At 64.0% G+C, this 12,297-nt stretch carries 11 protein-coding genes; 2 read left to right on the forward strand and 9 right to left on the reverse strand.

Features of this window, described 5'->3' with window-relative positions; all coding sequences use genetic code 11:
* Positions 1-14: 14 nt before the first annotated feature.
* The 3 genes from OWC48_RS21240 to nth are packed head-to-tail and all read right to left on the reverse strand — an operon-like array spanning position 15 to position 3,594.
* Entirely contained in the window at positions 15-1,643 is a 1,629-nt protein-coding gene (locus OWC48_RS21240; protein WP_282521707.1) for an MFS transporter, read from the reverse strand.
* Positions 1,630-2,766 (reverse strand): HlyD family secretion protein, encoded by a 1,137-nt coding sequence (locus OWC48_RS21245; protein ID WP_282521708.1) that lies wholly within the window; start codon positions 2,764-2,766, stop codon positions 1,630-1,632. The genes OWC48_RS21240 and OWC48_RS21245 overlap by 14 nt, the downstream gene beginning before the upstream one ends.
* 60 nt (positions 2,767-2,826) lie before the next feature.
* On the reverse strand, positions 2,827-3,594 hold the full coding sequence (nth, locus tag OWC48_RS21250) for an endonuclease III (protein WP_282521709.1): 768 nt from the start codon (positions 3,592-3,594) through the stop codon (positions 2,827-2,829).
* Positions 3,595-3,616: 22 nt separating this feature from the next.
* Between nth and OWC48_RS21255 the strand changes: the two genes are divergently transcribed.
* Both OWC48_RS21255 and OWC48_RS21260 read left to right on the forward strand, forming a co-directional pair.
* On the forward strand, positions 3,617-4,150 hold the full coding sequence (locus OWC48_RS21255) for a DUF2244 domain-containing protein (RefSeq protein WP_282521710.1): 534 nt from the start codon (positions 3,617-3,619) through the stop codon (positions 4,148-4,150).
* Between the two features lie 55 nt (positions 4,151-4,205).
* On the forward strand, positions 4,206-5,102 hold the full coding sequence (locus OWC48_RS21260) for a bifunctional helix-turn-helix domain-containing protein/methylated-DNA--[protein]-cysteine S-methyltransferase (protein ID WP_282521711.1): 897 nt from the start codon (positions 4,206-4,208) through the stop codon (positions 5,100-5,102).
* Positions 5,103-5,223: 121 nt separating this feature from the next.
* On the opposite strand, the gene OWC48_RS21265 is transcribed toward OWC48_RS21260, so the two are convergent.
* The 6 genes from OWC48_RS21265 to OWC48_RS21290 all read right to left on the reverse strand — a co-directional run bounded on the left by OWC48_RS21265 (position 5,224) and on the right by OWC48_RS21290 (position 12,209).
* Positions 5,224-5,847 carry a 2,3-bisphosphoglycerate-dependent phosphoglycerate mutase gene (locus tag OWC48_RS21265; protein WP_014490847.1) on the reverse strand — a complete coding sequence of 208 codons (624 nt, stop codon included), beginning with the start codon at positions 5,845-5,847 and terminating at the stop codon, positions 5,224-5,226.
* A gap of 106 nt (positions 5,848-5,953) precedes the next feature.
* Positions 5,954-6,769, reverse strand: coding sequence for a 4-hydroxy-tetrahydrodipicolinate reductase (dapB, locus tag OWC48_RS21270; protein ID WP_282521712.1), 816 nt, complete (start codon positions 6,767-6,769; stop codon positions 5,954-5,956).
* A gap of 103 nt (positions 6,770-6,872) precedes the next feature.
* Positions 6,873-7,883 carry a M23 family metallopeptidase gene (locus tag OWC48_RS21275; protein WP_282521713.1) on the reverse strand — a complete coding sequence of 337 codons (1,011 nt, stop codon included), beginning with the start codon at positions 7,881-7,883 and terminating at the stop codon, positions 6,873-6,875.
* An 18-nt stretch (positions 7,884-7,901) separates the two neighbouring features.
* Positions 7,902-8,984, reverse strand: coding sequence for a helix-turn-helix transcriptional regulator (locus OWC48_RS21280; protein ID WP_282521714.1), 1,083 nt, complete (start codon positions 8,982-8,984; stop codon positions 7,902-7,904).
* A 178-nt stretch (positions 8,985-9,162) separates the two neighbouring features.
* Positions 9,163-10,527: an HlyD family type I secretion periplasmic adaptor subunit gene (locus tag OWC48_RS21285; RefSeq protein WP_282521715.1), complete on the reverse strand. Its 1,365-nt coding sequence runs from the start codon at positions 10,525-10,527 to the stop codon at positions 9,163-9,165.
* The gene (locus OWC48_RS21290) at positions 10,524-12,209 is read right to left on the reverse strand and encodes a type I secretion system permease/ATPase (RefSeq protein WP_282521836.1); all 1,686 of its coding nucleotides are present in this window, start codon (positions 12,207-12,209) and stop codon (positions 10,524-10,526) included. Before OWC48_RS21290 ends, OWC48_RS21285 begins: the two co-directional genes overlap by 4 nt.
* Positions 12,210-12,297: the final 88 nt, after the last annotated feature.

A 12,297-nucleotide genomic window follows, 5' to 3' on the forward strand; every position in this document is an offset into this window, starting at 1 on the left:
TCTCAGTTTACTTCTCAGTTTACTTGCGCCCCGCATTTGCGCAGCAGCATCTTGGCGAAACCGAACGGCGCCGGCGTGAACGGGCCCGGTGGCGCCCGGGTGATCAGCGCGACGACGCCGAGCGCGACCATCGCGAGCCAGAAGCACAGCCAGAAGCCGTCGATATAGGCGAGCACATTGGCCTCGCGCTGCACCAGGCCCGCGAGCGTGCCGACCGCGCGCGCCTGCGCCATGCCGGTGCCATGGGCCGCGAAGTAATCGGCGAGCTGCTTGAGCCTACCCACCACATCGGCATCGCCGACCAAAAGGTTCTGGCCGAGATAGAAGGAATGGACCTGCTCACGCACGCGCAGCCACGTTCCCATCAGCGCGATGCCGATCTCTGCGCCGCCGAGCCGCATGATCTGGATGTAGGCGGCAAAGGAGGTGGCGCGGCTCGGATCGGCGTTCGACAGCAGCGTGACGATGAGCGGCAGCAGGATCAGCGACTGCCCGATCGCCTGGAGCAGCACGATGCCGACAAAATCCTCGCGCGCCCAGACATGGCTGAGCTGCGTGCCCCAGAGATTGGCCGCGGCAAAGCAGGCAAAGCCCAGCACCACGACGAACCGCGTATCGAAATGCCGCAGCAGCCAGATCGAGATCGGCACCAGCACGAACATCGGCAGCGCGCCATAGGTGAGCAGCACCATCCCGCTCTGCTCCGGCCTGAGCAGAACGACATTGCCGAGGAAATTCGGCACCAGCGACGAGTTGGAGAGGCTGGTCAGCGTGTAGAGCAGGATCAAGACCAGCCCCAACCCGACATTGCGCGAGAACAGCACGTTCACATGCGCCCAGGGCTGTCGCACCAGCGACTCGTTGACGAGGAAGCCTGCGAACAGCACCACACCGCTGACGAGCAGCGCCATCACCGTGCCGGAGCCCAGCCAGTCCAGGCGATTGCCCTGGTCGAGGCCGGCATAGATCATCGAGACCGCGGCGCCGAGCAACAGCATGCCGCCCCAATCGGCCTCGCGCAGCAGCGTGCGGTTCACCGGCTCGCTCGGCGTGCCCAGATAAACCATCAGGCCCATCAAGGGCGCGATCACGACGCTCTGCCAGTACAGCCATTGCCAGCCGAGATGGTCGACATAGAAGCCGACCAGCGAGCTCGACGTATCAAGCGCAAAGCCGACCCGGATCGAATAGAGCGAGATCGCCGGCACCCACCATCGGATCGGCAGGTTTCGTAACACGATCATGAGCGTCGCAGGCACGAAGGTGCCGAGCAGCAGGCCGTGCACGACGCTGAGGGCGAGCAGCGTCGGATAATCGTGCACGAAGGGAATGATCAGCGACACCGCGGCGTAGACGAGGCTCGGGATGCCGAGCACGCGGCGCAGGCCGAACACCGTCGCGAGCCACGCCACCGCCGGCGCAATCAGGATTTGCGAGCCGATGCCGGCGGTCGAAAGCCAGGCGCCCTCGTCGAACGAGAGCGAGAACGCACCACGCAGGTCCGGCAGGCCGACCGTGGTCAGCCGGCTGTCGAAATTGGCGAGGAACGAGCCGAGCAGCACCGCCGCCACGGCAAACAAGGGCTGTGGCGCGATGCCGCCGCGCGAGAGAGGTCCGTGGCCGGCATCGTCATTTTCCGCCATTGCCGGCCTTCGTGTCGATGCTGGTGACGACCGACATGCCCGGCACCAGCCGCGACAGCAGCGGCTGGTTGTCGTCGAACTGGATGCGCACAGGAATGCGCTGCACGACCTTGGTGAAATTGCCGGTCGCGTTGTCCGGCGGCAGCAGGGCCACCTGCGCGCCGGTCGCGGGCGCAATGCGCTCCACCTTGCCGCGCAGCTTCTCGCGCGGGAAGCTATCGACGGTGATCTCGACCGGCTGGCCCGGCGCGACATGAGTGAGCTGGGTCTCCTTGTAGTTCGCGATCACATAGACCTTCGGCAGTGGCACCACGTTGATGAGGTTGGTGCCGATGTTGACGTAGTCGCCGGGCTGCACCTGGCGCTCGCCGACGACGCCGTCGAACGGCGCGGTGATCCTGGTATAGCCGAGCTTCAGCTTCGCGCTCGCCAGCGTCGCCTTGGCCGCCGCGACATCGGCGGCGCGCTGCTTCTTGGTGCCCTGCAGAACTTCGAGTTGATGCTGCTGCGCGGCGATGACGGCGCGACTGGCACGCACGTCGGCCTGCGCCTTCGCGTAGCCCGCGACGGCCTGTTCCAGCCGCTGCCGCGTGCCGGCTTCCGTCTGCGTCAGCGATTTCTGGCGATCCTGCTCCTGCCGAGCCTCGACTTCCAACGCTTCCGCGGACAGCTGCGCGGCCTGCGCCTGCGCGATGGTCGCATATTGCAGCTCGACCTGATTGCTCAGATTGTCGAGCACGGCCTGCGCGGCGGCGACAGCGGCCTCGGACTGCGCGACCTGGGCCTGGTAGTCGGCGGGATCGATCTGGATCAGGAGATCGCCGGCCTTGACGCGCTGGAAGTCAGAGACCCCGACGGTCAGCACTTCGCCGGAGACGCGGCTTGCAAGCCGCGTCAGATCGGCGCGCACATAGGCGTCGTTGGTGGTTTGGACCACAGCGTTGCCGACCCATTCGTCGAAGCGCAGCGTCGCCAGTGCCACGAAGGCGAGCGCGACGATCACGGCGAACACCGGGATCGCGAGCCGACTCCAGAGCGAGCTCGCCGGTTGCTGCGTCGGCTTCGGCGGCGGAGCCGGTGCCGCGGCCGGTGGCGGCGACGAGACTTGTTCCTGCTGACTCACGATAGGCCCCCAAAACCGGCTTGCTTCACATTGTCCCCCGGAATGACGGCGAATTCCGCCTCAGACCGTCTTCTCCGGCCATCGGCAGAGATCGTTGATCAGGCAAACCTCGCAGCGCGGCTTGCGCGCGAGGCAAGTATAGCGGCCGTGCAGAATCAGCCAATGATGGGCGTGCAACATGAACTCGGACGGGATCACCTTTTCGAGACCAAGCTCGACTTCGAGCGGCGTCTTGCCGGGAGCGAGCGCGGTGCGGTTGCCGACGCGGAAGACATGCGTGTCGACCGCCATGGTGTGCTCGCCGAAGGCCATGTTGAGCACCACGTTGGCGGTCTTGCGCCCGGCGCCTGGCAGGGATTCGATCCCGGCGCGCGTGCGCGGCACCTCGCCGCCGAATTCGCTGAGCACCTTGGCCGACAGTGCAATCACGTTCTTCGCCTTGGTGCGATAGAGGCCGATGGTCTTGATGTATTCGCGCAAGCGTTCTTCGCCGAGGTCGAGCATCTTCTGCGGCGTGTCGGCGATCTCGAACAATGCGCGCGTCGCCTTGTTGACCCCGGCATCGGTGGCCTGTGCCGACAGCACCACGGCGACCAGCAGCGTGAACGGATTGACGTGCTCGAGCTCGCCTTTCGGCTCCGGATTGGCCTTGCGGAAACGGCTGAAGACCTCGTGGATCTCGGCCGGCGTCCAGGGTCTTATCGGATTGGGTCTTGTGGCCTTGAGCGATTTCCTGGCGGGAGCCTTCGGCTTCGCGACAGTCGCCTTTGCCTTTTTCTTCGGCACGGACGCTTTGCGCGGGGCCGGCTTGCGGGTGATTTTCGCCATGATCGGGATATACTGAGGGACGATGAGCACAGGCAACGAAATTGAGCGCGGGCGATCTGAAAGCGGGACGGAGCCGCAGATCTTCTCCGCGCTGCTGACGCCGCACCGCTCGCTGAACCGCACCGGCTTCCTCGCCGTGATGCTGTTCCTGAGCGTGGTTAGCTTTGCCACCGGCCTCGCCTTCCTGATGATGGGAGCGTGGCCGGTGTTCGGCTTCTTCGGCCTCGACGTGCTGGTGATCTGGTGGGCCTTCAAAGCCAATTTCCGCACCGCGCGGGCGCGCGAGGAAATTTCGGTCACGGCGTCCGAGCTGCGGGTGCGGCGCGTCAGTCATCGCGGCCAGGTCGCCGAATGGACGTTCAATCCGCTCTGGGTCCGCCTCGACATGGAAGTCGACGAGGATTTTGGCATCGAGCATCTCTATCTGATCTCGCGCGGCCACCAGATCCAGATCGCCCGCTTCCTGGGTCCGGACGAAAAGGCAAGTTTTTACAAAGGCTTGGTTGAAGCTCTGAACGCTGCCAAGCGCGGCCCGACCTACAACCCGGTCTCCTGAGTCCGGATCGGAAATCGGGTGGTTTCGGCCCGGCGCCACGCCTACATTTCCACTCATGATGACACTCGCCATAAATGACCAGCGCCTGGCCAAGCCAGGCTCCCAGAACGCCGCGTTGCGCGATTACGACTCCGTGCGCCGGGCGATCGCATTCATCTCGGAGAACTGGCGCACCCAGCCGGCCATCGAAGCGATGGCGGATGCGGCGGGCGTCACGCCGGATGAGCTGCACCATCTGTTCCGTCGCTGGGCCTCGATCACGCCGAAGGCGTTCATGCAGGCGCTGACGCTCGATCACGCCAAGGGTTTGTTGCGGGACTCCGCGAGCATTCTCGATGCAGCGCTCGACTCGGGTCTTTCTGGACCGGGCCGGCTGCACGATCTCTTCGTCACCCATGAAGCGATGTCGCCCGGCGAATGGAAGAACGGCGGCGCGGGCCTGACGCTACGCTATGGCTTCCATCCCTCGCCGTTCGGCACGGCGATCGTGATCGCCACCGACCGCGGCCTGTCAGGACTTGCGTTCGCCGATCCCGGTGAGGAGAAGGTCGCGCTCGCCGACATGACGCGCCGATGGCGCAACGCAACTTACGTCGAGGATCACGAAGGCACCGCACCGCTCGCACAGCGCATCTTCGACCCCAAGCTGTGGCGGCCGGACCAGCCGTTGCGCGTGGTGATGATCGGCACCGATTTCGAGGTGCGGGTGTGGGAGACGCTGCTGAAGATCCCGATGGGTCGCGCGGTGTCCTATTCCGACATCGCCTGCAACATCAACAGCCCTAAGGCCTCACGCGCCGTCGGCGCTGCGGTCGGCAAGAACCCGGTCTCGTTCGTCGTGCCCTGCCACCGCGCGCTCGGCAAGAGCGGCACGCTCACCGGCTATCACTGGGGCATCACCCGCAAGCAGGCGATGCTGGGCTGGGAGGCCGGGCAGCTGGGGATGCAGTAGGCGAGCTGCCGTAGGTGGGCAAAGGCGCAAAGCGCCGTGCCCACCGTCTTTCTCAATCGCTGACACAGCGTGGGCACGCTTCGCTTTGCCCACCCTACGGCACCGTGCGTGGCGACGAAGTCTAACCCGCCAGATCCAGCTTCGAGGCCACCGTCGAATCCGCGTTGAGCCGGTAGATGATCGGCACGCCGGTCGCGAGCTCGCGCTTCAAAATGCCTTCGGGCGAGAGCTTTTCCAGCACCATGATCAGCGCGCGCAGCGAGTTGCCGTGGGCGGCGACCAGCGTGCGCTTGCCGTTGAGCACGCCGGGCAGGATCTCCTGCACGTAATAGGGCAGCGCGCGCGCCAGCGTATCCTTCAGGCTTTCGCCGCCGGGCGGCGGCACGTCGTAGGAGCGGCGCCAGATCAGCACCTGGTCCTCGCCCCATTTCTTGCGGGCGTCGTCCTTGTTGAGGCCGGAGAGATCGCCATAGTCGCGCTCGTTCAGCGCGAGGTCTTTGGAGGTCGGCAGGCCCTTCTGGTCGAGCTCGCCGAGAATGAGATCGAGCGTGTGCTGCGCGCGCGTCAGGACCGAGGTGTAGGCGACGTCGAACACGAGGCCCTGCGCCTTCAGCTTGCGGCCGGCTTCCGTGGCCTCCTTCACGCCGAGCTCGGTGAGATCAGGATCCTTCCAGCCCGTGAACAGGTTCTTCAGATTCCACTCGCTCTGACCGTGGCGCACGAGCACGAGGAGACGTTCGCTCATTGACTGCTTTCCATTCAGGTTATTGTTGAGGAATGATCTTGGCGGAAAGCCGCTTCACATCTTGCGCTAACGCGGCCCTTCGGGTCCGGTTCATGCTTCAGCTCGCTCAGATGTCTGCGAGACCGAGCACGTCGGCCATGGAGTAGTGCCCCGGCTTCTTGCCATGCGCCCACAGCGCCGCCTTGAGCGCGCCGTGTGCGAACAGCATGCGGTCTTCGGCGAGATGCGACAGCGTCAGGCGTTCGAACGGTCCGAGGAAGGTCACGCTGTGCTCGCCGGCGACGGTGCCGCCGCGCAGGGAGGCAAAGCCGATGTCGCCCGGCTTGCGCGCGCCGGTGATGCCGTCGCGGCCGCGATCCGAATGCTCATCGAGCGAGATGCCGCGGCCGGCGGCAGCGGCCTGGCCCAGCATCAGCGCAGTGCCCGAGGGCGCATCGATCTTCATGCGGTGGTGGGTTTCCACGACTTCGATGTCGAAGCTCTCGTCGAGTGCCTTCGCGACGCGCTTGACCACCGCGGCGAGCAGATTGACGCCCAGGCTCATATTGCCCGACTGCACCACGACCGCGCGGTTGGTGACGCTCTTGATCACGGCGTTGTCGGAGGCCGACAGTCCTGTGGTGCCGATGACGTGCACGAGGCCGCGCTCGGCCGCGATCGCGACATTGGCGATGGTCGCCGCCGGCACGGTGAAATCCAGAATGCCGTCGGCGTCCTTCGACATCGCCCAGAGGTCCGCCGAGAGTTTGATGCCGTTGGCCGGCAGGCCCGCGAGCACGCCGGCATCCTTGCCGAGCAGCTCCGAGCCTGGTACCTCCAGGGCTCCCGCCAGCACCGCGCCTTCGGTGTCGGCAATCGCTCGTGCCAGCGCCCGGCCCATCCGGCCGCCTGCCCCAGCAACAATCAAACGCATATCGGACATGGTTCACCCTCTCCACGCCCTATAGCGGGAGCGGGCCGTTCCGGCAACCGATCAGGCCTTCAAAAGGCCCGCGGCGCGGGTCTCCCCGAGCACGGGCGCAACGCTAGAGCATGAGCTCCAGGTCTTTCCTGAGCACGATCTGGCCATCGCGCTCGACAACATAAGTGGCCTTGTAGGAGCCGCGTTCCCAACCCCCGGGCGGCCGCTTCTTGCCCGCAAAGAGCATGAATTGCGCCTTGTTGGCCTGAAGTGGTGCAGACCGATTTTCCGCGATGACGTTCTCGAGGGGACCCTTGATGACCAGCCATTGCGCATCGCCTGCCTTCAGCCCGATTGCCCGCACGAACGCAACGATCGCCATCGAACTGGCGGACGGCATCTGGCTCTCGGCACTGCCGTCCTCGATGAGTTCCATCGTGACCGGCCCCGTCGTAAAGCCTGCATTGAGGATGGCTCGTTCCCGGTACTCAAGTTTCGAGCGGAGGGCAGCAAGCCAGAGCGATTGACCGCCCTCGCAAGACCCGGGACGAACGCCATACGCAAAGGGATCGACGACCGCGCCATCGTGCCTCACGGTGAAATGCAGGTGAGGATATTCCGTGAGGCCAGAGAGTCCGACACGGCCGATCGGCTGTCCGAGGTCGATCTTATCTCCAGGCTTGACCAACACACTGCCGGCGGCGAGGTGGCAGTACTGGGTTTCCCACTGCTCCGGATGTTCGATGACAACGCCATTGCCACATTCGGCCTCGCGCACGGCTTCGCGTCCCGATTTTGTGAAAGCGCCGTCCGGAGCGTCATTGCGTGTACGAAGAATGCGGCCGCCTGCCGCCGCGCGCACGTCCACGCCAGCCCTTTGCACTGCCAATGAGGGCAAACGAAAGTCGGTGCCGTTGTGGCCGTCATAAGTCAGCGTGCCGCACTTGTAATCTCGCGCCGACCGCGACGGATCGAGATCCGTGTAATTCTGGATGTAGCAGGTACGGCCAGGCTCGCAGGCAATCGGCAGCGCCAATTGAATGCTCTGGGCATGGGCAGCGAAGCCGGCTCCGGCCAACGCCAGGGCAACGAACGTCCGGTAGAGGAAACCTGCGCAGCCCATGCGCCTCGACATCGCGGAGAACCCCCGTACTCAGTCAGGCGAATGCTTGCCAGCCGTCCGCAATCTCATCGGACCCTCTTCGTCCAATCGACCGTCGGAGGCCGGCCGGCTCACCCAGTTCTCGCGCCTGCCAGCGCCAAAAGGCGATTGGGTGAGATGATACAGGAGAAAGAATTCCGACTGTCGGTTGATCCCCAATTTGAGCATGATCCTCTTGGTGTAGGTTCGCACCGTTGCCTCGGTCAGCCCAAGCTCGGCTCCAATATCGCGAGGGCACTGGAATTGAAGAATCCGGGCGACGATTCTTTCCTCAGCCCAGTTCAACCCGAAGGCTGACGCAATGCAGTGCGCGCCCTGCGCGTCATCGAATTGCGGCACGACGATGAGGGCCTGTCCCAGCTTGTCATGGGTTGGAACAGCGCCGATCTTGGCGAAGGCGAATTGCTGACGATCCGTCGAGAGCGGAACCGTAGTGTTGAACCATCCGTGAGTCCCGGTCTCGATCAGCACTTTCCCGATTGCCCCCCGCAAGCTTTCGGTCACGGAAGCGCATGAGCCAGCGAGCCTGCCTACATCCATCCTGAGCAGCTCGCGCTTGGCGAGCAGCACACGTCCACCACGATTGACTGCGTAAATGTGCAGGCCCTGGTCCACGACGATGGCGGGAAAGGTCAGCTCTTCGAGCCAGAGTTGCGCATCGACCTGCCCCGGCGCTTGCCGGGCAAGTGAATGAGCAGCTTTCCATAACGGGCGCACGGTATGCGCCAAACCGGGAATCTCCGCTGCCGCAAGCGCGGCCGGTCGCCATCCGGCCACGAATACGACCGTGGTTCGCTCATCGGAAGCAAACCTGCCAATGACCGAATGACTCTTTACCGGGGGTTCCGCGCCGATCAACTTGCGGACGAAGGAGGTCCGGGAATTGATCGGCTCGAGCGAGGCGACGTCCTCGGCAGTGCCCTTGCGCGCAAATCGCTCAACCATCGTCGCGCATGACGGGTCGGTAGGAGCGTCTCCGATTCTGGCTTCTTCCAGCCCGGAGGCGGATAGCACGGCTACGTAGCAGCTCCGGCAGCCGAGCAATTCCGCCATGGCCTTCGCAAAATATTCCATTGCGGCCTGTTGCGGCCGCGGCTCCGGACAAGACCCTGACGGACCGCATCCGTCATTGCCTTGCTTCGAGGCGCGCTCGACGCAATCGGAACGAAAATCATCCTGTGCGGAAGGTAGTGCTTTACTGCACTCATGCACGGTCGCCTCCCTCATAGGCCGGCCCACCCCTTACCAGCGCTTAATTCTCCCTGAACGCACGGTTGATCCGTAACGTCATCGGCTGCAAAAGATATTCCGCGAAGGTTCGTTCCCCCGTCTCGACAAATATCTCGACAGGCATTCCAGGCATCAATGTGGAGATGTAGGGGGCCGTCGGCGCGTTGGGGTCGAGCTCAACCTCGGCCAAATAGGAGCTGTCGCCGGAATGGGTGTCGGTCAGTGCGTCTGCCGCAACGCCGACCACCCTTCCCTCGAGCATCGGCCGGCGGCGAATGTTCAGCGCGTGAACCCGCACACGCGCCATCTGTCCGACATAGACCTCTTCCCGATCGGCAGGCTTCAATGTCGCCTCGATGACAAGCCGATCTTGCATCGGAACGATTTCCAAAAGGGTTTCCCGAGGTCCAAGCACGGCATTGAGGTCCCTGCTGTTGAGGCCGACGATCCTTCCACTTTCCGGGGCACGCAATTCAGACCGGACAAGCTGGGCACGCAACGCGGCAATTCGATGTCTGAGGTCGCCGATCTCCTCGCTCGTCGCATGCCGCTGCTTGGCGATATCCTGATTTTGGTTGAACCCCAGTTGCCGGCGTCTGTCCTGCAACTCCGCGATCTTGCCCTGCATCTCCGAGATTGACGCGGCATTGCGATCGACCTGTCCGGTGGCCTCGGCTTCCGCCCGTTGCAAGGCCAGCACACGTGGTTTCCGGGCGAGGCCCTTTGCGAGGAGATAACTCGTGTCGGCGATCTCTTCCCGCAACAGCTTGAGTTGCTGTTCAAGTCCTTGGGTGTTGCTCTGCAGGCCGCGGATGGTGTCCGCGTTTTGCAGCATCTGCTGATCGATCACCTTGCGCTCGTTCTCAATCGCGGCCAGTCGCGCGGCAAATTCGGCCTCCTGGGTTTGAATGGCGATACGTGCGGAGAGACGCGTCGCACTTTCCCGCAATTCGTCCGGAAACCGGATTGACTTCGTGCCGTCTTGCTCCGCCGCCAGCCGGGCCTCCATCGCCAGGTCAGCAAAGAACTTCGTTTCGAGGGACCCAAGGGTCCCTTCGATCTGCGCGGTGTCGAGCCGTGCAATGAGTTGACCGGCTTCGACGTGATCGTTCTCCCGGACATAGATCGATTTGATGATCCCGCCTTCCAGATGTTGCACCGCCTTGCGCTTCGAATGGACCTTGATGAATCCTGGTGCCACGACGGCGCCGCGGAGCGGAACCGTGGTTGCCCACACGCCGAAGCCGCAAAATTGCAGGACGAGCAGTACACAACCCCAAGCGATGATCCGTCGCATGTCGGATCGCGGCTGCTCGGTCGGCCACGTCTTCGAGCCGAGCACGGCAACAGGCGCAGACATCGCGGAGGCATGACCGATCTGCGTCATGGAATGACCCTCCTGCCTGGCAGCCTCTGAGGTTCGACATTGCGCGGGAGCCCTGCCGAACCCGGTACCGGTGCCGGCCGCTGGGCGCGAAGAACATCATATGGCGGTCCGAAGGCGACCTGGTTGCCGTCCCTCAACAGCAGCACGGCATCGGCGATGGTCAACAGCCGCGGCCGGTGGGTGACGATCACCGACGCTGCACCGCGCGCTTTGGCCGACTGAATGGCGGAGCACAACGCTTCTTCGCCGTCCGGGTCGAGATTGGCATTGGGCTCATCCAGCAGGATCAATTTGCGATCGCCGAAGAAGGCGCGTGCAAGACCAATGCGCTGACGCTGGCCACCGGAAAGCCTGCAGCCGTCGCGGCCGATCTCGGTCTGGTAGCCGGCCGGAAGGGACAGGATCATCTCATGCGCCTGCGCGAGCATGGCCGCGGCGACGATGGCCTCGTCCCGTGCGCATTCGTCAAACCCGGCAATGGCTTCGGCCACCGTTCCATCCAGGAGCTGCACGTCCTGGGGGAGATAGCCGACGAATTGCCCAAGCTGGTCGGGATCCCAAGTATGGAGTGCTGCGTGGTCCAACCGGATCGTACCGCTGGCCGGCCGCTCGAGGCCTGCCATCAAGCGCAGCAATGTGGATTTTCCGGCGCCGGTCGGTCCGATCACGACGACAAGTTCGGACGGCCGGCATTGAAATGATATGCCCGCGAGGATGGGCCGCTGCGTCCCGCCAATCCGGAATGTCACCCGTTCGACCTTGAGCATGCCGGCTGGCGGCGGAAGCAACGTCTTCCGCGGACGCGCAAGCACCGGCATCGCGGCGTTGCAGACCTGCGTCCAAGCGTCCTGCGCAGATGCCAACGCGCGCCAGGCCGAGACCAATCCTTCCATGGGCTGCAATGTGCGCGCTATCAGGATCGAGCTCGCGATCAGACTGCCGGACAGCACCTCGTTCTGGAGCACGAGCCAGGCACCGCATCCGATCGCGGCAATCTGCAGAATGGTCCTGACCATTCGCGCGGCGGCGCTGATCGTGTAGATGCGTTCGCTGGCCCGCACCACCGGAGCCAGGGCTTCGTCATTGAGGCTCATGAACGCGCGGATGGCGCCCCGGGTCCAGCCCATCGCCCGCACCACGCTGGAGTGCCGGACGATTCCATCGAGCAACGCCTGCGTCTTCAACGCGGCCTGCGAAGCCTGCGCAATTTCCCCGCGCGCGATCCGGTGGCTTGCAACACCCATCGCCAGCAGGGCCCCCACCCCGATCAGGGCTATGACGCCATACCAGGGGTGCAGGAAGAACAGGATGAGAATGAACGCCGGGAGGAATGGAGCATCTATCAGCGATGTGACCGTTCCGCTCGACAGGAAAGTTCTCAACTCGCGAAGCTTGACCAGATCGTGCTGCCGGCCGTCGCCCGGCGCCGCGCCGGTGATGCTGCCTTCAAGGATGATCGGAGCGAGGCAGTGCTCGAACCCGACCGCGAACCGGCTCAACAGGCGGTTACGAAACGTGTCGAAGGCGGCGCTGAAGGCGAGAGCGCCGACGGCGATGACGGTGAGGCCGACGAGCGTCTCGACGCTTCCGCTGCTGAGCACGCGGTCGAACACTTCGATGGAAAAGAAAGGTACGACCAGCAGCAGCAGGTTTACGGACACGCTGAAACAGACGATCCACACCAATGCGAATCGTCCGGGAATCAAGGCCACCAGCAATCTCTGACCAGATGCTGGGATCGCACCACGGTTACGCGAGTACATAACTTGC

The sequence above is a fragment of the Bradyrhizobium sp. Arg816 genome (assembly GCF_029989365.1).
Taxonomy (GTDB): Bacteria; Pseudomonadota; Alphaproteobacteria; order Rhizobiales; family Xanthobacteraceae; genus Bradyrhizobium.

Excerpts from the sequence above, each read along its gene's own strand:
- OWC48_RS21240 (WP_282521707.1), bottom strand. The coding sequence starts at position 1,643 with ATGGCGGAAAATGACGATGCCGGCCACGGACCTCTCTCGCGCGGCGGC.
- nth (WP_282521709.1), bottom strand. The coding sequence starts at position 3,594 with ATGGCGAAAATCACCCGCAAGCCGGCCCCGCGCAAAGCGTCCGTGCCG.
- OWC48_RS21255 (WP_282521710.1), top strand. The coding sequence starts at position 3,617 with ATGAGCACAGGCAACGAAATTGAGCGCGGGCGATCTGAAAGCGGGACG.
- OWC48_RS21260 (WP_282521711.1), top strand. The coding sequence starts at position 4,206 with ATGATGACACTCGCCATAAATGACCAGCGCCTGGCCAAGCCAGGCTCC.
- OWC48_RS21265 (WP_014490847.1), bottom strand. The coding sequence starts at position 5,847 with ATGAGCGAACGTCTCCTCGTGCTCGTGCGCCACGGTCAGAGCGAGTGG.
- dapB (WP_282521712.1), bottom strand. The coding sequence starts at position 6,769 with ATGTCCGATATGCGTTTGATTGTTGCTGGGGCAGGCGGCCGGATGGGC.
- OWC48_RS21275 (WP_282521713.1), bottom strand. The coding sequence starts at position 7,883 with ATGTCGAGGCGCATGGGCTGCGCAGGTTTCCTCTACCGGACGTTCGTT.
- OWC48_RS21280 (WP_282521714.1), bottom strand. The coding sequence starts at position 8,984 with ATGGAATATTTTGCGAAGGCCATGGCGGAATTGCTCGGCTGCCGGAGC.
- OWC48_RS21285 (WP_282521715.1), bottom strand. The coding sequence starts at position 10,527 with ATGACGCAGATCGGTCATGCCTCCGCGATGTCTGCGCCTGTTGCCGTG.